This is a genomic window from Endozoicomonas sp. (assembly GCF_031844845.1).
Classification (GTDB): domain Bacteria; phylum Pseudomonadota; class Gammaproteobacteria; order Pseudomonadales; family Endozoicomonadaceae; genus Endozoicomonas.
The window spans coordinates 26,601-44,845 of record NZ_JAVRMB020000305.1; the positions used below are offsets into that span (position 1 = coordinate 26,601).

An 18,245-nucleotide genomic window follows, 5' to 3' on the forward strand; every position below is an offset into this window, starting at 1 on the left:
CTCCCCCGTTACAACGCATTTATCCACGGGAATGCTGGGAGAAAGGGACGACAAACGCTACAATTCTCTCCCTGTAGCCATCGCAGTAAATAAGCGGCGTAAATAGCGGCATCACAATATAGCAAGGTTATCTCATCGTTTTTGGGGTACTCCAGAGGACTTTCAGAATATTCATGTTTCAACACACTATCCCTCTGCCTGGTCGCCCCGGTGATAAACTGGAGTGGGGAAACCTCTCCAAAGCAGGCCCTGCCTTTGTCATTGCCAGTGCTGCTGTGACGGACAACCATCCTCTGATGGTCATCACTCCGGACAGTGCTTCAGCCAATCGCCTTGAAGAAGAGCTGGCCTTTTTTCTTGCCGGTAATGAATCGATAAAAGTTCAGCAAATGCCGGACTGGGAAATCCTGCCCTATGATACCTTTTCACCCCATCAGGATATTATTTCCCGGCGATTGTCGACGCTTTACCAGCTACCAGAGTCTGCCAGTTCTGATACAAAAACTATTCTGATTGTCCCGGTCAGCACGCTACTGCACCGACTTTGCCCAAAAAGTTTTTTGCTGGGTAATTGTCTGTCCTTACGACCCGGGGAACGTTTTATCATTGATGAGCGTCGCTCCCAGTTCGAACAGGCGGGCTACCGTTGTGTCGATTCGGTAATGGAACATGGCGAGTTTGCCGTGCGTGGCTCTATTGTCGATGTTTTTCCAATGGGCACGGATATTCCCTACCGGATTGACCTGTTCGATGATGAAATCGAATCATTAAGAACCTTTGACCCGGAAACCCAGCGTTCCACAGACGTGGTGCCTGAAATCCACCTTCTGCCCGGTCATGAATTCCCCATGGATAAACAGGGGCGGGAACAATTTCGAAGCCACTTCAGGGATGCCTTCGACGTTAACCACCGGGACTGCCCGGTCTATCAGGATATCGGTGAAGGCATCATCAGCCCGGGTATCGAGTATTACCTGCCCCTGTTTTTTAAAGAGACCGAAACCGCAACGCTGTTTGACTATCTCCCCGAACAAACGCGCATCCTGGTCTACGAGGCAATGAATCCGGCACTGGATCATTATTACTCTGACGTTCAGGCGCGCTATGAAAACCGCCGGGTTGACCCAACCCGCCCATTGCTGCCGCCAGCCAGGGTAGTAATGCCACCGGATGAATTCTTCAGCAGGCTGAATGATTTCCCCAGGGTAAAGCTTTCCGAGACCCCCGTTGTCACAAAACCCGGACGATTTAACCTGGACAGGGAAGATCTGCCGGAACTCACCATTAATGCCCGACTTGAACAACCACTGAGCCACCTCCGGTCTTTTATTGATGATGTCAGTAATGTATTGCTGGTGGCAGAGAGTCCGGGTCGACGGGAAGTCCTTCTGGAACTATTGGCTCAAAATGACATTTTCCCGGAACTGTGTGAAAACTGGTCAACTTTTTCAACCGAAATGGTGGCTGAAAAACCAACACTGGCCATCAGCATAGGGTTATTGGAAAACGGTCTTTATCTTCCCGCTGACAATCTGGTTGTCATTCCGGAAGCACTACTGCTTGGACAACGGGTACAGCAAGTCCGTCGTCGCAAGGGCAGTGAAGAACACAGTGCTGATCAGGTTATCCGCAATCTGACGGAACTCAGAATGGGTGCCCCGGTGGTTCATATTGACCACGGTGTTGGCCGTTACCGGGGGCTGGAAACACTGGCCATCAATGAACAGACCACAGAGTTCCTGTCACTGGAATACGCTAACGACGCCAAACTCTATGTGCCGGTTGCTTCTCTCCATTTGATTTCCCGATATACCGGCGCTGATGATGAGATGGCCCCACTTCATCGTCTTGGCAGTGAGCAATGGGGCAAAGTCCGCCGTAAAGCCGCGGAAAAAGCCCGGGATGTGGCCGTGGAGCTGCTGGATATCTATGCCCGTCGTGAAGCCAGAAAAGGCTTTCCTTTTGAGAAACCGGAACAGAACTATCTGGCTTTTGCCGCTGCATTTCCCTTTGAGGAAACACCAGACCAGCAACAGACTATTGCTGCTGTAATCCGCGATATGTGCGCCCCGAAACCCATGGACCGGCTGGTCTGTGGCGACGTGGGCTTTGGCAAAACCGAAGTGGCCATGCGCGCCGCCTTTCTGGCTGCCCAGAGTGGTAAGCAGGTTGCCATTCTTGTTCCCACTACCCTGTTGGCACAGCAGCACTATGAAAGCTTTCGGGATCGGTTTGCCGACTGGCCCATAGAGATTGATGTGATTTCCCGCTTTAAAACCCAAAAGTCTATTGATCAGGCAAAAGAGCGTCTATCTGATGGGCGTCTGGATATTGTTATTGGCACCCACAAAATCCTGCAGGCAAACCTTCATTTCAAAGATCTCGGTCTGTTAATCATTGATGAAGAGCACCGCTTTGGTGTTCGCCATAAAGAAAAGCTGAAATCCCTGAGATCTGAGGTAGATATACTGACACTGACTGCTACCCCGATCCCCAGAACGCTGAACATGGCCATGTCCGGTATTCGTGACCTGTCCATTATTGCAACCCCTCCGGCACGACGACTTTCGGTGAAGACTTTTGTCCGCCAATACGATCAACCCCTGGTGAAAGAAGCCATTCTCAGGGAGTTGCTTCGTGGTGGACAGGTTTACTATCTGCATAATCAGGTGGAAACCATTGAGAAAGTCGCCAGCGAACTGCAGGAACTGATTCCCGAAGCGAGGGTAATCGCCGGGCACGGTCAAATGCGAGAGCGGCAGCTGGAACAGGTGATGTCTGACTTTTATCACAAACGATACAATGTCCTGGTCTGCACCACGATTATTGAAACGGGCATCGATATCCCCAACGCCAACACCATTGTTATTAACCGGGCCGACAAATTTGGCCTGGCACAGCTGCATCAACTACGGGGCAGAGTTGGCCGCTCTCACCATCAGGCCTATGCCTATCTATTAACACCGACCCCAAAAGCCATGACCACCGATGCGATAAAAAGGCTTGAGGCTATTGCCGACGCTCAGACACTGGGGGCTGGCTTTATGCTTGCTTCCAACGATCTGGAAATCCGGGGTGCTGGTGAACTGCTGGGAGAAGGCCAAAGTGGTCAAATCCAGAGTGTCGGCTTTACTCTTTACACCGAGATGCTTGAACGGGCAGTTGAAGCCATTCGAAACGGCGAAACCCCTAATCCGGATCAGCCATTGAATCATGGTACGGAAGTAAATCTCCGCCTCCCTGCCCTGTTACCGGAAGACTATATTCATGATGTTCACAACCGTCTTATCCTGTATAAGCGAATTGCAGCTGCGGCCAATGACGATGATCTGAGAACACTTCAGGTAGAACTGATTGATCGGTTCGGCCTTCTGCCAGACCCGGCAAAAAACCTGTTCCGGCAAATGAAACTGAAATTGCAGGCTCAAAAACTGGGCATTAAGAAGCTTGATGCTGGCAGTAAGGAGACCCGTATAGAATTTGAGGAGCAGCCCAGCGTTGATCCGATGGTGATCATCAAGCTGATCCAGGCAAGGCCAAAGCAGTTCAGGCTGGAAGGAAGCAGTATCTTAAAGTACATTGACACAATGGAAACTCCGGAGCAGCGGTTTACAGCTACAGAAGCCCTGCTTGGCGAGCTGGGTAGTTAACCTCTGGGCCAGTGAGGCATGAGTTCGCATACGACCAGATCTGCTTTCGGATTTATATACCCCAGGATTTTTTTATGAGAAAAACTCAGCTTATCGCACTGTCGGTAGCTTTATTTTTTAACTTCACGTTATCTGCGTCAGCAAAAGAAAACGCTCAACAGTCAGATGAGCAATGGTATCAGGCTGATCTTGTAGTATTCCGCTACATAAGCAATGACAGCGGTGAGGCATGGCCGGCAGTTGCTGGCTATAAGGCACCAGACAATGCCATCAGACTGCAGGATCCCACTAGTGGATACGAAAATAACACGCCGCTTTTTAACATTGCCGGGGAAACTCACCAACCAGCCAGTTATCATGACATTTTACGGGATGCGTACGTCTCTTTACCTGCCAGTGAAATGATGTTGAACAAGCAGGTAGCCACTTTAGACAAAAAACAGAGCTATCAGGTTATTGCCCAGAAAGCCTGGCGGATGCCTGTTGGTGCAGAGGCATCCGGGCATCCTGTTCAGATCCGTGCTGCCGTCGGTGGTCAGGATAACTTTCTACTTGATGGTACTGTCAGCATCAGTGAAGAACGCTTTCTCCAGGTAGATATTGACCTGTGGCTCAATAAATTAAGTCCGGAGTCGCTGTACTCTTCCATATCCGGCCAGTCAAACAGCAATGAGTTCAGCTCATCTGATGTTCTTGCTTCCGATCGAGGCCCTGAAAATCTGATCAGGTTGCATGCAGACTCTCCCCCTCTGCGAATAACAAAAAATTTCCAGATAAAACAAAGAAGAAGGATCAGAAATACTAAGGAAATTCAATACATTGACAGCCCGGTCATTGGTGTACTATTTAAACTGACACCGTATGAGCGACCAAATACTCTGGTTGAAACAGGTGTTACCATTTTGGATTAGTCGATAAGAGAAATTAGCTGGCAAGCAGATCAACTTCTGATCTGCTTGCTCATGATAAAGCTGTTTTTATCACCATCAATTTGATATTCAACCTTATCCATCAAACTCTGGACAATAGTCAATCCCCTGCCACTGCACAGCCAGGCTGCCGGATCATCCGGATCAACCGGATCAACCGGAGAGTCCCCGGCGCCCAGCTTACCTTCATCCATTGGCTTGCCCCAATCACTGATCGTAAGATGTAAAGTCGATTTCTGAAGACCTACACCCACTTCAACCTTGTGTCCCTTCTCATAGCCATAAGCATGCTCAATGGCATTATTGACAATTTCGACCACGCACAATTCGACCCGGTTTACCTCAACCGGTGACAGCGTTGTCATTGCGCAAAGCCCCCGAACCGCCATCGCAATCAATGTCGTATTTGCCAGTTCACTGTCGATTTCCAGTCTGACTGTCTGGCCCTGTTCAGCAGTCATGATTACTTCTCCTCAATAGCCTCTGCCACGGATGGGATAATAGTAAACAGCTTATCCATAGAGGTTAGATTGAAAAGATCCAGAACGGCGGGTTGAGCCCCAGCCAACTTCAACTTCCCTTCGCCCCCCATCTTTTTCAGGGCTGCAACCAGCGCCCCCAGACCACTACTGTCCATAAACCGAACCAGAGAAAGATCAACAACAAGGTTATTTGAACCATTATCAATCTGGTCAAATAAGTAGACTCTGAAAAGCTCAGAAATCGATGCATCCAGCCGGGTTTCATCTATAGATACGATGGTGTAACCCGCTTCACTTTTTGATTCAAATGGCATGTCGCCCTCCTTGCGTTATAATCCTGTTGTTAAATAACTCGGTATCCATCACTTTAAGGCTGCCATTCCAGAACCAGATAAGTTATATCATCCTCAAAAACATCGGCTCCCGTCCAGCTGACTATCTCCTGCTCAACCCGGCTGATCATAGCTTCAATCGAACTATCAAAAGTACTCCCGAGCAAAGACTCCAGACGCTGCTCTCCAAACATTTCGCCAGCCTGGTTTTCACATTCCGTTACTCCATCGGAATACAGGAAGAGCCTGTCACCGGGTTGAAGCTGTATGGTGGTATTTTCATAGGACATCCCCGGCATCATCCCAATGGGAACACCACCGCTGGAAATCGTCTCAACACACCTGGCGTTGCTTTTGAGCCAAAGTGGAGGCGGGTGACCTGCCTGTGAAATGATCACAGAGCCTGTGCTGCTATTTATGACGCCATAGGCCATGGTGAAATAGAGCATTGCCTCAGGCTTGGCCTGAAATTGCTCATTCAGACTCACCAATACTTCATCAGGCTTTCGAATACGATAAAAGGGTGGTTCGTTAAATGACTCCTTTATAACAGAACCACTACCGTCCTCTCTGAGAATATTATTCAGTGAAAAAGAAAACAGTGCGGAAGGAATACCATGGCCGGCTACATCCAGCTGATAAAAGCTGAGGGTTTCACCATCCAAAGCCTGGTAACCAAACATATCGCCACCGAGATAACGACTGGGTTTAAAATACCAGTTAAAGTCTACCTGCTGAATTTTGGCAGGTTCTGAAAGGATACGAGCCTGGGTCTCTGCGGCACATTCCAGATCTTTCTCAATAGTTTCAATTTTATTTTCAAGCGCAGTTTTCAGTTCAATGATTCGAATACCGGCATTCAGGCGCGCATTGAGTTCAGCAAAATCAACCGGCTTATTGATAAAGTCATCAGCACCACGGTTAATTCCTTCAACCACGGCTTCACGGTCTGATTTCCCGGTTAACAATATGAAGTAGACATAATAACCAATATGACTTTTACGGATAGCTTCACATAATTCAATGCCATTCATATTTGGCATCATCCAGTCACTGATGACAATCCGGATAGTTGGATGGCTTTCCAATACTCTTATTGCTTCATATCCATCGGATGCTTCGAAGACCCGATGCCCCTGTTTTTTTAAAACAACAGTCAGGATCATTCTCTGATCACGTGCATCTTCAACGATCAATATATCCATCAGTATTCTTATCAGTTTGTTTTGTATTGACGATAGCTATTATAGTATCGGCCCATCTGTAAAAATCCTTCGAGCCGGATAGGCAAATAAAGCGCCCTCTTCTGTTACAGCCTGCGCAATTAATAACAAAACTGACTCCTGAACCTTTAAAAATCCGACACGATCAGTCCTTGTGATATGAGCCCGAACCTGACAAAGCAGAGCGGAATCATCATAACGAATGAACACTGCATAATGAGGTTCTTTTGCATCGACTTCAGGAATCTGCTGAAGCCGTTTATCTATACGACTGAGGATACTGGATATTTTGCCAAAATCCTCATAGCGCTGAGAAAAATTTTCAACCATTCGACGGTTACGCATACGGGTGGCATTTTCAACAACAATACCCGTAAAGATGGAATTAGGAACGTATATGGGGGCGACGGTCAAAAGTACGAATTTTCGTCATTCGCCATCCTACTTTTTCAACATGACCTTCAATAGCGCGATCCGGAGAACGAATCCAATCCCCTTCAGCAAAAGGACTGTCCAGCATCAACATAAGCCCACCAAAGAAATTGGCCAGCCAGTCTTTGGCGGAAAGACCGAGAACAACGCCGCCAATACCACCAAAAGCCAACAGTGTTGAAAGGCTGTAACCAAAAACACGGGCAAGGCTTAATAATGTGGTAACGACAATCAATAACTGAATTGAGCGGGCAATAACAGAAGATGAGAGTCGTCCTGCCCATCGTCCATCCGCGGTCTTCAGCAACCCTTCCATATTCAAACTGACTTCCCATATAAACCAGACGGGATAGAACACCAGGAGAATACTCTGAGTCAGCATTAATGTTTCATGCCACTGGGTACTCTCAGGCCCGGGCCAGTAATGGCCTTCGAAGAATACTCGCGACCAGAGGTCTGAAGGCTCTCTCCTGCTCAGATTGCCACCTGTTGAACAGCCACTTGAGTCAATAAAAAATGACTACAGCAATAAAGAACGCAATAAAGAGATGGTAATAAAAAGAAATAAATTCGGTATTCATTGCAAAAACCCAACGGTCAGCTTCAATTTGTATTCTGATAAATTGTAGCCGTGTTGATTTTCAGAGCTTTTTTATATACCTGAGCAACAAGGAATTACATCAAAAGAATCGCGTAATATTTTGAAATAACTATGATTTAAAATTTTCCGGATTAGATGCTTTTATCTGATCAGGGGGAGATTGCATCTCCTTAACATCCTCAGGCATATCCAGCGTACGCGTCGGGAAGGCGATATCAGCCTGATTTCGGTGAATGATCTGAACCACTTCAAGCAACACTTTTTCCTGTATCAGAAGATATCTTGCCCAGTCAGTGGTTTTAGTAAAACAATAAATCTGGCAGTCAAGGCTTGAGGCGCCAAAACTGAGAAAGTTAACCATGATGATCTTATCCTGATCAATAGCTTCATGCTGCTGCAGATAACTTCTGATCTCTTCAAGAACCGGGGCAACCTTCTCACTATCGCAATATCGCAATCCGAAAACCTGCTTAATCCGGCGATTCTGCATTCTGGATGGATTTTCAACCGAAATATTCATGAACGTTGAGTTGGGCACGTAAAGAGGTCGTCGCGAGAAAGTCAAAATACGGGTTTGACGCCACCCAATATATTCAACCGTCCCCTCTATATTTTTATCAGGAGAACTGATCCAGTCTCCCACCCGGAATGGCCGGTCAACATAGATCATCCAGCCGCCAAAAAAGTTTGCCAGCATATCCTTGGCGGCAAAACCAACAGCAAGGCCACCCACACCACCAAATGCCAGAATACCTGACATGCTGTAACCCATCGTCTGCATGACAACCAGAACACCGGTAATGATCACAGCCACTCTCATCAGTCGCCCCATGGCGACCACCGATGTCTGATCCAGCTTTTTTGAAGGCCTGGCCAGGTAGCGACGCTCCATGGCCTGGATAAATGCAATAACAAGCCAGCAGAAAAGGAGAACAAACAACAGATCCCGGAAGCTGAGTAACCGGGCGAACATGTAATTCCCTGTCCCTTCCAGGATGACTTCTGCTGACCAGGTAAGCCCTGCAAGCCAGATAAAAACATAAGCCGGTTTTTGACCTGCTGACAGCAGTGCATCATCCCAGAAATTGTGGGTCGCCTCTGCTTTAGTCGTCAGTTTGCCAAACACCTTCCCGGCAATAAAGCGGATAACAGCCGTCAGAATGACAGCCATCACAGCCTGAAGTAACCAGTCAGGAATATTGCCAGCCATCAGTGAAGAAAAATCCATCGTCACCCCATGAAATCATAATGGAAGATCTTAAAGAATCAGGATATAAGCAGTGACCAAAGATTAATATCCGCCCAAATGGTTAAAGGTAATAAAACTTTACCGGGTAGATATCAGGGGCAGGCTGCTATTCTCTGCATCAATTGTTACGCATAAATCAATCCACAGGGTCAGTACTGTCCAGCTGCTGTCGAATATCATGATAACGACCGGATGTAACCAGCTGCTCCCAGTCAGGATAAGACTCAGGCATCAAACAATCCGGACCAACACCTTTCAACACAGAGGGATCCAGCCCATTCAATACCTCCTGAACCCCCTGGTGATGACAAAGGATTAGTAAATCACAGCCAGCGTCCAGAGCTGACCGTGCACGCTCCGGATACCCCCCGGCAATGGCGGCCCCTTCCATGGAAAGGCAGTCACTGATAATTAATCCTTTATACCCCAGCTTCTCTCTCAGAATCGTCTTTAACCAATTGGACGAAAAACCTGCAGGCAGCTTATCAATGGCGGGAAAAAGTATATGAGCAGGCATCACAGCCCCAACACCTTTACTGATCATGGCTTTAAATGGCTGTAAATCTGACTGTTCAATAACCTCGAGGGAACGATGGTCCACAGGCAAGCCAAGATGAGAATCATCATCCACGTTACCATGACCGGGAAAGTGCTTGATGACAACCGACATACCAGCATCATGAACACCATCAATCCATGCTGAAGCCAGTTGGATAACCTGATCATGGGAGTTGCCAAAAGCCCGGTTGCCAACAATATCCGTTCTACCCTGATCAATATCCAGAACCGGGCCAAGACATAAATCAACACCACAGGCAAGCAGCTCTGACGCCATCAGCCATCCTGCCTCATGGGCAACTTTCTGCTGTGTATCCTGATCGTAGTGACTATAGGTCATTGCAGAAGGAAGACGGGTAAAACCTTCCTTAAAACGCTGAACACGACCACCTTCCTGATCGACACAGATCAAAAGGTCATGGCGTAAATCACGAATCGCCCTGGTCAACAGGCACAGCTGTTCCCGGTTTTGATAGTTTCTGGAGAACAGAACCACGCCTGCAACACTGTCCAGAAGCAACCGCTGTTTTTCTTCAGTGGTTAACTGCAATCCCTGAAGATCAATCAGAAGTACACCGCTGTTATGACTTTCTGGCATCAGTGACTCCTGAAAACACAGTAATAGGGATATTAAGTAAGCTGAATATCGATCTTCGTACCTGCTTCGATACGGTCATACAAGTCAATAATATCGCTGCCATGCATGCGAATACATCCACGGGAACCTGGCTCCCCCATTACTGCGGTATCAGGTGATCCATGAATATAGATGTAGCGGCGCATGGTATCGACATTTCCCAGACGATTAAATCCTGGTTCCATACCACTGAGCCATAATATTCGAGTTAAGATCCAGTCCTTTCTTCCAGGATATTGATCCCGAAGTTCAGGTGAATAAATTTCCCCGGTAAAACGGCGGCTGGAAAACACAGAATTAATGGGCAATCCACCACCAATTTTTGCCCTGATAACATGGAGGCCAAGAGGCGTTTGCCAGCTCCCCTCGAACTGACCGGTACCTTTACTGGCGGTGGATATGGAATAACAACGGCGCCTGCCGCTCTTTTCATGAAGCACCATTTCCTGACTGGCAATATGAACAGTAAGATGCATCAGCTCACTATCGCTCCGAATGGTCATCAGGTATGAGCCCTCAGGCCCGCAGCCATGAAAGGAACCATCTTTCTCATGATTTCTTCCAGCTCATAGTCAACCCCATAATCACTTTCAGCAATCGCTCTCAATGCATTGGCACCAGAGAGTGTAAACACTGCTGAACCGAGTATAAAATAAACCCGCCAGAACAAATCACCCATTGGCAGGTTTGGGCAGGCTTTTACCATTAATTGAAGGTAGGTCTGGAACACATCCCCATAGACCTCTCTCAAATATTTCTTCAAGTGCCCCTGCCCCTGGGTGTATGCCAGCCCAATCAATCGCATACACACGGAAAGATCTTCTGCACTGCGAGGCTTGACGGCCATTATCTGGTCAACCAGTAAATGCAGGATCTCCTCCAGATCAATAACGTCCTTATTATCCTGATATTTAACCAGCGCCTGGGAAAGGTTACTGACAAAATGATTCAGAAACCTTGAAAAAACGGCCTGTATAAGAGATTTTTTTGAACCAAAATGATAATTCACAGCGGCCAGATTAACACCGGCCTTGCTGGTAATTGAACGCAGGGAGGTTTCTGCAAATCCATGTTCAGCAAATAACTTCTCTGCAGCGTCCAGAATCCTGTCTACTGTCGCTGGCTGTGACATGCCTGAATAACCTCCATTGTAAACATTTGTTTAAAACTAACGTTTGCCAACTGAAACATCAAGTTAGATTTATAAGAGCTGATGGTTGCAGCAAATAAAATACTGTATATAATTACATGTACTGTATAAAAACACAGATTGAAAAAAATGTATAAATTAACGAAACGCCAAACTGAAATTCTGGAACTGATCAAGTCTCATATTGAAGAATCCGGCTTTCCGCCCACCAGGGCAGAGATAGCCAAGACTTTTGGGTTCCGATCCCCCAACGCCGCTGAAGAGCATCTCAGGGCACTTGCCCGTAAAGGTGCTATTGAGATTACTCCCGGCGCCTCCAGAGGCATCCGCGTACCCGGTGCAGGATTCTCCGGCCTTCCCATTGTAGGACAGGTTGCCGCAGGAAGCCCCATTCTTGCCCAGGAACATATTGAAGATCACCTGTCCATCAATCCTGAATTCTTTTCCCCAAAAGCTGATTTCATGTTACGTGTCAGAGGAATGAGCATGAAGAATATCGGTATTCTTGATGGAGACCTTCTGGCTGTCCATAAGACATCAACAGCATCCAACGGCCAGATTGTTGTAGCAAGAATAGAAGATGAAGTGACGGTTAAGCGCTTCGAACAAATCAAAAACAAGGTTTATCTTCATCCGGAAAATGAAGAGTTCACAACGATCGAAGTAGACCTCAGTGTTGACGCCTTTGCTATCGAAGGCCTGAGTGTAGGTATTATCAGAAAATAGAACCTTGTCCCAAATAACGCCCGTAGTAGAGGATCTGACATGCGAGCATTAACATCATCATTTAACCAGAGCGCCAACGGCTCTTTTCCTGACAATGAGACAGCGAGCTCAATTGATGAGTTAATCCTCTCAGGGCCTCCATGGCAGTCGGGACGTTTTTTGAAATCAGTTTTAACCGAGCTGGCTAACGATCAGGATCAACGCTGGCTGACATTAATTTTATCAAGTGACCAGGCCAGCAACACCATCAAGTGGTTGAAATCCTCTGGCATCAGCAGACATCGACTGCAAGTTCTAAACCCATCAATGCAATCAGACCCATTTAAACTGACTCGTCAGGCATTGGCTTCAGGAACCAGTCATACCGTCGTCAGCTGGATTAATCAACTGGATAGCACAGCCCTTTCAGAACTTGAAATGGCCGCTCGTTCAGGCCGCTGCCAGGGGCTGGCCATCAGAAATAGAGCTTGATAGTAAACTTAATCAGTGAAGAACACGGTTTTCAGGAACATATTCACCCGCTTCAGTTTCAGTTTTACGTCCTACTTCAGCTATACAGGCATCAAGCATAGCTCTGGCGACTTCAAACTGATCCCCCTGAAGAAACTCGAGAAGCTCCTGGGAAAATGACATCGTCACTAATGGCTCAGCGTTTTCTTCATCGCTGCGACGCAGCACGATTTCACCTGAAGGTAACTCAACAATTTCAAGGAACGACGCTGACATAGTTATACCGGAACTTAGTGATAGCAATGGGGCATTGTGCATGAGGTACCAACGGCTTTCAATACTTTCAGCACAATGATGGAGCCATCTGAACAACGTGTCGGTTGAAGGAATAACAAAATCATTATTTATGTTTTATTACCACTCAAGACTGAAATTTCTGCTGTACGCCACTAACTCTTTAAGAGATCCAAGCACCGACAAAAAGCTTTCAGGCTCATCAAGGCGAATGGTATTAGCATTGAAAAGAGGAATTTCATTACGATCAATACTTTTTCTCTGGATAGGCATCGAACATTCCTGATGGTTTTTCAGCAGAGCCGACAGCCAGGAGTCATGCTGTTCTAAACGCTCTATATATTGCAATTCAGAAGAAACCTCTCCTTTATGGAGCATACTATTCATTGCTTCATCCAGAGAAGGCAATTGATTGACCGGTAAACGGTAATTAGTCATGATTTCAGCCAGTAATGACCGATAGGCCTGAACCATGGCATTAAGACAGGCTTCACGGAATGCCGGTTTGGCAAGATCATCCGCATCTTCCCCTGCTTCCATAAGCAAACGGGAATGAAAGAGCATTTTATTGGTATATCCCTGCCAATTGTTTGTCATAGCAAACTCCACAATTACTGAATACACTTTCAGACGGGTGCAATTAAACGTGTTCCCTGAGGGTGACCACAGTTAAGAATTTACCATCGTCATTCCTGCGAAGGCGGGACCCACTGCTCAAGATAGACCCCACTCTCGAGATGGATTCCCGCCTTCGAGGGTGTCGCAAAAGGCCTTAAAAGAAGGAACCACAAAGGCACAAAGACACAAAGAAAGACTTTTTCTTTTGTTTGCAGCGCGTAGCGCTGGCAACTCCAAAAAACCTTTGTGCCTTTGTGGTTCAAGGCTTAAGCTACCTTTTGCGACAACCTCCTTCGCGGGAATGATGGTGCACGGGTATTTCCCTCTTGGACACTTGGACACTTGGACACTTTTATCAGACAGTCAGGCAAACAGTAAAATAACAGCCATAGAACAACAGGGCATAATAGCCCTGTCAGATAAGTTAGAAATTTAAGTTAAAATCTAGCTGGACTGGCGTTTCTTAGCCTGTTTTTCATTCCACTTACCATCCTCACAGATAGCACTCCAACCTGTCGCCTTACCCTCCACTTCAGACATAACATATTGCTGCTTTGTCTTACGGCTGTATCGAATAATGGCTGGATTACCATCAGGATCCTGACGAGGAGCATCCATCAAATAACCATACTTGGGATCAATGATGGCTTGATGTGGCAATAATTCAGCCACAAGAGGCGCGCGGGTTTCCCGGTTTTTTGGAAATTGACTGGCAGCCAGAAACAAGCCTGCAGCCCCATCCCGGAGAATATAGTGGTCATCAACCTTGACGCACTTCAGTTCCGGCATTGGCACAGGCTCCATTTTTGGTGGTGCCGCTTCACCGCTTTTCAGCAGTTTCCGGGTATTTTTGCACTCACTGTTAGTACAGCCAAAGTATTTGCCAAAACGCCCCGTCTTCAGCTGCATCTCATTGCCGCACTTATCACATTCAAGCACAGGGCCATCATAGCCTTTCAGCTTATAACTCCCCTTCTCTACATCGTATCCGGAGCAGTCAGGATTATTACCGCAAACGTGGAGTTTGCGCTGCTCGTCAATAAGGTAGCTTTCCATGGCCGTAGAACATTTCGAACAACGATGCATGGCACGCAGAGCATTCACTTCTGCATTTTCGTCATCCACCTCTTCAGCCTCTTCAGCCGGAACCAGGTTCATGGTGGTTTTACAGCGCTCTTTCGGCGGCAGGGCATAACCGGAACATCCCAGGAAAACACCGGTAGAAGCGGTACGAATCATCATGGGGCGACTGCAGGTCGGGCATTCAATGTCGGTCAAAGAAGGTTCATTAGACCGCATCCCGCCTTCAACCTGTTCAGCCTGTGTCAGCTGAAGGGTAAAGTCGGAATAAAAATCATCAAGCACCTCTTTCCAATTCTTTTCGCCTTCAGCTATATCATCCAGCTTCTCTTCCATTCTTGCCGTAAAATGATAGTCCATCAGTTCATCAAAAGACTCATTCAAACGGTCAGTAACAATATCGCCCATTTTTTCTGCATAAAAGCGGCGATTTTTTACCGAAGCATAACCACGATCCTGAATCGTTGAGATAATGGATGCGTAGGTTGATGGTCTGCCAATACCCTGTTTTTCCAGTTCCTTTACCAGTGCTGCTTCACTGAAACGGGCAGGTGGGCGGGTAAACAGCTGTTTGGGGTCGAGCTTCTCCAGATCCAGGGGTGCACCTTTCTGAAGATTCGGCAGGATTAAATCTTCCCCTTTTCCAGCCATTGCTTTTTGCACACGGGTATAACCGTCAAACTTCAGGGTTCGCCCCTTAGCCTTGAGCTGGAAACCTTTGACATCAATCGTAAGTGATGTACTGAGATATTCAGCAACGGTCATCTGGCACGCAACAAACTGACGCCAGATCAAGTCGTAAAGACGTTCAGCATCCCGCTCCATACCAGAAAGACTATCTGGCTGCATTGTCACACTGGAGGGGCGTATTGCTTCATGAGCTTCCTGAGCACCTTTTTTACTGCTGTAGATGTTTGGCTTATCCGGACAGTAGCGCTCGCCATACTGTTCAGTGATAAAAGAACGAGCACTATCCACCGCATCCTGACTCAGGCTGGTGGAATCCGTTCTCATATAAGTGATATAGCCAGCCTCATAGAGACGCTGAGCCATCATCATGGTCTTCTTGACACTGAATCCAAGACGGGTGCTGGCAGCCTGCTGCAGGGTTGATGTGATAAATGGAGCCGATGGCTTACTTTGTGTTGGCTTGTCTTCACGATTAGTCAGGGAGTACGGCCCCTGCTCCAGCAAAGTCAGCGCCTTATCAGTTTCAGCCTTGCTTGTGGGTCTGAAGTTTGTCCCATTCTCTTTCACCACCTGAAAACGAACAGAATCTTTCCCGGTCATTAACAGGTCTGCATAAACTTCCCAATACTCCTCTGGAACAAAGCTGCGAACTTCCCTTTCCCGCTCTACGATCAGCTTGACCGCCACAGACTGAACCCGGCCTGCTGACAACCCACGGGCAATCTTTGACCAGAGCAGCGGGGAAACCATATAACCCACAACACGATCAAGAAAACGTCTTGCCTGCTGGGCATCCACACGATCCTGGTTCAATTGGCCCGGGGAATCAAAAGCCGCCTTGATCGCCTTTTTGGTAATTTCATTGAACACTACCCGCCGGTAACGACTGGAATCACCACCAATAGCCTGCTGGAGATGCCAGGCAATGGCTTCTCCTTCACGGTCCAAATCCGTCGCGAGATAGATAGTGTCGGCGTTCTCTGCCAACCGGGCCAGCTCATCAACCACCTTTTCCTTGCCAGGCAGAATCTGATAACGGGCTTCCCAGCCATTGTCCGGGTCGATCCCCATGCGCTCAATCAGTTGCCCACGGGCCTTGATCTTTTTGCGGCGTTCACGCTCTTCCGGAGAAAGTTTTTTTGACTCAGCAGCAGCCTTCGCCCTGGCCTTTGTATCCACGGTCTTTTTAGGCCCACCAGCCGTTGGCAAATCCCTTATGTGACCCACACTGGATTTGACAACAAAGTCTTTGCCCAAATATTTGTTGATGGTTTTCGCCTTGGCAGGCGACTCCACAATAACTAGCGATTTACCCATGCTGACTTACACGTCCTGTCATCTGTTCCATTGTTCTGGCCGGTCAGATCTGCGAGCCAAAAAATCGCTCATCATACTGAATTAACAGATCTTCTGAAATAGATCTTAGTGCCAGAACAAGAAAAACCGGGATAGAAAATTGCTTCAATATATAAGGCGAAGTCAATAATCGGTCAAGGAAAACCATCAACCCCGTTCCCGAAAAGCTCTGGACTATTTCTCTGGAAGACCCCATAGAAAGCCTTATTTCCTGTACGCTGAAGCTAATATCCATCTTGAATTTTCCGCTGACATTTTAATCAAAGAATCCTCTACCAAAATGCTCTGCCAACAAATAAGTTCCACTTATCATCACATCAAATTGCTTAAGAAATGACAATATTTTCCTGATAATCAGTAACGGCAGACGCCATTAAACGCTTAACATGAATTTACAAGGCACTCAATCATAAAAAATATTCTGCCATGTACCAACACAATCACAGCCATTCATTTAGCGCCTTAAACCAATGACAGCGAAAGGTGATTCAATGCGTTGATAATACAACGAAAAAGCCCGGAAAATCCGGGCTGCTGACTAAGTGTTGTCGGGGTCACGATAACACAATACTTTAATCTCAACTCATCCAGCTAAAATATCAAACACGTTCAAAAATGGTGGTTATTCCTTGTCCAAGGCCTACACACATGGTTGCCAGCCCAAGCGTCCCACCATTTTGTTTCATAACATTCAAAAGCGTTCCGGATATACGCGCCCCTGAGCAGCCAAATGGGTGTCCAAGTGCAATCGCGCCACCATTCAGGTTTACTTTCTGATCCATTTTATCGAGCAGCTTCAGATCTTTCAGCACTGGCAGTGCCTGAGCTGCAAAAGCCTCATTCAGTTCGACATGATCAATATCATCAATGGTCAGCCCGATGCGTTTCAGTGCTTTCTTGCTGCTGGGAACCGGCCCATAGCCCATGATTGACGGATCAACGCCTGCCACAGCCATTGCCCTGACCACAGCCAGTGGCTGCAAACCGAGATCTTTTGCTCGCTGTGCAGACATAACAATCATGCAAGACGCCCCATCAGTGATCTGAGAGGACGTTCCAGCGGTTACCGTACCTTTGGGGTTAAATGCTGGTTTGAGCTGTGACAGGCTTTCAGCAGTGGTTTCCGGGCGTATCGTTTCATCACGGGTAAACAGGCAGAGATTGCCATCCGCATCATGCCCCTGCATGGGAATAATCTCATCACTGAAATTACCCGTCTCAGTTGCAGCCCAGGCCCGTTGATGTGAACGAGCTCCAAACTCATCCTGAGCCTGACGGCTGATGCCGTGCATGGTAGCCAGCATTTCCGCCGTCAACCCCATCATACCGGCAGCCTTGGCGCCGTATTTGGAGAGCCTTGGGTTTGGGTCAACGCCGTGCATCATGCCCACATGCCCCATATGCTCAACACCACCCACCACAAAAACATCACCGTTATTGGTTTGAATGGCTTGAACTGCGGTATGCAGGGCACTCATGGATGAGCCACACAGACGACTTACCGTCTGGGCACCCGAAGTAGGGGGAATAGGCGTCATCAGCGATGCCATCCGGGCAATATTCCAGCCCTGTTCCAGGGTCTGGTTAACACAACCCCAGATAACATCTTCCACTTCTGCAGGATTGACGTCTGAATTACGATTAAGCACGCCCGTGATCAGCTCTGCAGAAAGGGTATCCGCGCGCACATTCCGGTACATTCCACCTTTGGCGCGCCCCATCGGGGTGCGCCCAAAATCAACGATCACAGCATCTCTTGGGTTCAGGCTCATGGTCTTCTCTCTTATA

Annotated in this window: 17 protein-coding genes; 4 read left to right on the forward strand and 13 right to left on the reverse strand. The window is 47.5% G+C overall.

Annotation, left to right across the window (positions count from 1 at the left end):
• Positions 1-173 precede the first annotated feature (173 nt).
• Both mfd and RM811_RS16835 read left to right on the forward strand, forming a co-directional pair.
• On the forward strand, positions 174-3,650 hold the full coding sequence (gene mfd, locus RM811_RS16830; protein WP_402526641.1) for a transcription-repair coupling factor: 3,477 nt from the start codon (positions 174-176) through the stop codon (positions 3,648-3,650).
• Between the two features lie 74 nt (positions 3,651-3,724).
• The gene (locus tag RM811_RS16835) at positions 3,725-4,561 is read left to right on the forward strand and encodes a CsiV family protein (RefSeq protein ID WP_402526644.1); all 837 of its coding nucleotides are present in this window, start codon (positions 3,725-3,727) and stop codon (positions 4,559-4,561) included.
• Positions 4,562-4,590: 29 nt separating this feature from the next.
• On the opposite strand, the gene RM811_RS16840 is transcribed toward RM811_RS16835, so the two are convergent.
• The 9 genes from RM811_RS16840 to RM811_RS16880 all read right to left on the reverse strand — a co-directional run bounded on the left by RM811_RS16840 (position 4,591) and on the right by RM811_RS16880 (position 11,225).
• The gene (locus RM811_RS16840) at positions 4,591-5,040 is read right to left on the reverse strand and encodes an ATP-binding protein (RefSeq protein ID WP_402526647.1); all 450 of its coding nucleotides are present in this window, start codon (positions 5,038-5,040) and stop codon (positions 4,591-4,593) included.
• 2 nt (positions 5,041-5,042) lie between these two features.
• The gene (locus tag RM811_RS16845) at positions 5,043-5,375 is read right to left on the reverse strand and encodes an STAS domain-containing protein (RefSeq protein ID WP_402526649.1); all 333 of its coding nucleotides are present in this window, start codon (positions 5,373-5,375) and stop codon (positions 5,043-5,045) included.
• Positions 5,376-5,428: 53 nt separating this feature from the next.
• A complete protein-coding gene (locus tag RM811_RS16850) occupies positions 5,429-6,598 on the reverse strand; it encodes a PP2C family protein-serine/threonine phosphatase (protein WP_402526652.1) in 1,170 nt (389 codons plus the stop codon).
• A gap of 39 nt (positions 6,599-6,637) precedes the next feature.
• On the reverse strand, positions 6,638-6,946 hold the full coding sequence (locus tag RM811_RS16855) for a hypothetical protein (protein ID WP_402526655.1): 309 nt from the start codon (positions 6,944-6,946) through the stop codon (positions 6,638-6,640).
• Between the two features lie 55 nt (positions 6,947-7,001).
• Positions 7,002-7,430, reverse strand: coding sequence for a mechanosensitive ion channel family protein (locus tag RM811_RS16860; protein WP_402526658.1), 429 nt, complete (start codon positions 7,428-7,430; stop codon positions 7,002-7,004).
• A gap of 328 nt (positions 7,431-7,758) precedes the next feature.
• The gene (locus RM811_RS16865; RefSeq protein WP_402526660.1) at positions 7,759-8,877 is read right to left on the reverse strand and encodes a mechanosensitive ion channel family protein; all 1,119 of its coding nucleotides are present in this window, start codon (positions 8,875-8,877) and stop codon (positions 7,759-7,761) included.
• A gap of 157 nt (positions 8,878-9,034) precedes the next feature.
• Positions 9,035-10,054: a beta-N-acetylhexosaminidase gene (nagZ, locus tag RM811_RS16870; RefSeq protein ID WP_402526663.1), complete on the reverse strand. Its 1,020-nt coding sequence runs from the start codon at positions 10,052-10,054 to the stop codon at positions 9,035-9,037.
• A gap of 32 nt (positions 10,055-10,086) precedes the next feature.
• Positions 10,087-10,596 (reverse strand): L,D-transpeptidase family protein, encoded by a 510-nt coding sequence (locus RM811_RS16875; RefSeq protein WP_402526666.1) that lies wholly within the window; start codon positions 10,594-10,596, stop codon positions 10,087-10,089.
• A complete protein-coding gene (locus RM811_RS16880) occupies positions 10,596-11,225 on the reverse strand; it encodes a TetR/AcrR family transcriptional regulator (RefSeq protein WP_402526669.1) in 630 nt (209 codons plus the stop codon). Before RM811_RS16880 ends, RM811_RS16875 begins: the two co-directional genes overlap by 1 nt.
• Before the next feature lie 147 nt (positions 11,226-11,372).
• On the opposite strand from RM811_RS16880, the gene lexA reads away from it, so the two are divergent.
• On the forward strand, positions 11,373-11,969 hold the full coding sequence (lexA, locus tag RM811_RS16885) for a transcriptional repressor LexA (RefSeq protein ID WP_402526672.1): 597 nt from the start codon (positions 11,373-11,375) through the stop codon (positions 11,967-11,969).
• Between the two features lie 39 nt (positions 11,970-12,008).
• Positions 12,009-12,440, forward strand: a complete 432-nt coding sequence (locus RM811_RS16890) for a hypothetical protein (RefSeq protein ID WP_402526675.1) — start codon at positions 12,009-12,011, stop codon at positions 12,438-12,440.
• Positions 12,441-12,452: 12 nt separating this feature from the next.
• On the opposite strand, the gene RM811_RS16895 is transcribed toward RM811_RS16890, so the two are convergent.
• The 4 genes from RM811_RS16895 to fadA all read right to left on the reverse strand — a co-directional run bounded on the left by RM811_RS16895 (position 12,453) and on the right by fadA (position 18,229).
• The gene (locus RM811_RS16895) at positions 12,453-12,695 is read right to left on the reverse strand and encodes a hypothetical protein (protein WP_402526677.1); all 243 of its coding nucleotides are present in this window, start codon (positions 12,693-12,695) and stop codon (positions 12,453-12,455) included.
• A 138-nt stretch (positions 12,696-12,833) separates the two neighbouring features.
• Positions 12,834-13,310 (reverse strand): DUF6586 family protein, encoded by a 477-nt coding sequence (locus RM811_RS16900; RefSeq protein WP_402526680.1) that lies wholly within the window; start codon positions 13,308-13,310, stop codon positions 12,834-12,836.
• Between the two features lie 465 nt (positions 13,311-13,775).
• Positions 13,776-16,418: a type I DNA topoisomerase gene (gene topA, locus RM811_RS16905; RefSeq protein WP_402526683.1), complete on the reverse strand. Its 2,643-nt coding sequence runs from the start codon at positions 16,416-16,418 to the stop codon at positions 13,776-13,778.
• Between the two features lie 638 nt (positions 16,419-17,056).
• Complete coding sequence (gene fadA, locus RM811_RS16910) at positions 17,057-18,229, reverse strand: acetyl-CoA C-acyltransferase FadA (protein ID WP_402526685.1); 1,173 nt, start codon at positions 18,227-18,229, stop codon at positions 17,057-17,059.
• Positions 18,230-18,245: the final 16 nt, after the last annotated feature.

Excerpts from the sequence above, each read along its gene's own strand:
- mfd (WP_402526641.1), top strand. The coding sequence starts at position 174 with ATGTTTCAACACACTATCCCTCTGCCTGGTCGCCCCGGTGATAAACTG.
- RM811_RS16895 (WP_402526677.1), bottom strand. The coding sequence starts at position 12,695 with ATGTCAGCGTCGTTCCTTGAAATTGTTGAGTTACCTTCAGGTGAAATC.
- RM811_RS16860 (WP_402526658.1), bottom strand. The coding sequence starts at position 7,430 with ATGCTGACTCAGAGTATTCTCCTGGTGTTCTATCCCGTCTGGTTTATA.
- RM811_RS16865 (WP_402526660.1), bottom strand. The coding sequence starts at position 8,877 with ATGGATTTTTCTTCACTGATGGCTGGCAATATTCCTGACTGGTTACTT.
- RM811_RS16890 (WP_402526675.1), top strand. The coding sequence starts at position 12,009 with ATGCGAGCATTAACATCATCATTTAACCAGAGCGCCAACGGCTCTTTT.
- RM811_RS16850 (WP_402526652.1), bottom strand. The coding sequence starts at position 6,598 with ATGGATATATTGATCGTTGAAGATGCACGTGATCAGAGAATGATCCTG.
- RM811_RS16840 (WP_402526647.1), bottom strand. The coding sequence starts at position 5,040 with ATGACTGCTGAACAGGGCCAGACAGTCAGACTGGAAATCGACAGTGAA.
- RM811_RS16875 (WP_402526666.1), bottom strand. The coding sequence starts at position 10,596 with ATGACCATTCGGAGCGATAGTGAGCTGATGCATCTTACTGTTCATATT.
- RM811_RS16845 (WP_402526649.1), bottom strand. The coding sequence starts at position 5,375 with ATGCCATTTGAATCAAAAAGTGAAGCGGGTTACACCATCGTATCTATA.
- RM811_RS16900 (WP_402526680.1), bottom strand. The coding sequence starts at position 13,310 with ATGACAAACAATTGGCAGGGATATACCAATAAAATGCTCTTTCATTCC.
- RM811_RS16855 (WP_402526655.1), bottom strand. The coding sequence starts at position 6,946 with ATGGTTGAAAATTTTTCTCAGCGCTATGAGGATTTTGGCAAAATATCC.
- topA (WP_402526683.1), bottom strand. The coding sequence starts at position 16,418 with ATGGGTAAATCGCTAGTTATTGTGGAGTCGCCTGCCAAGGCGAAAACC.
- lexA (WP_402526672.1), top strand. The coding sequence starts at position 11,373 with ATGTATAAATTAACGAAACGCCAAACTGAAATTCTGGAACTGATCAAG.
- fadA (WP_402526685.1), bottom strand. The coding sequence starts at position 18,229 with ATGAGCCTGAACCCAAGAGATGCTGTGATCGTTGATTTTGGGCGCACC.
- nagZ (WP_402526663.1), bottom strand. The coding sequence starts at position 10,054 with ATGCCAGAAAGTCATAACAGCGGTGTACTTCTGATTGATCTTCAGGGA.
- RM811_RS16880 (WP_402526669.1), bottom strand. The coding sequence starts at position 11,225 with ATGTCACAGCCAGCGACAGTAGACAGGATTCTGGACGCTGCAGAGAAG.
- RM811_RS16835 (WP_402526644.1), top strand. The coding sequence starts at position 3,725 with ATGAGAAAAACTCAGCTTATCGCACTGTCGGTAGCTTTATTTTTTAAC.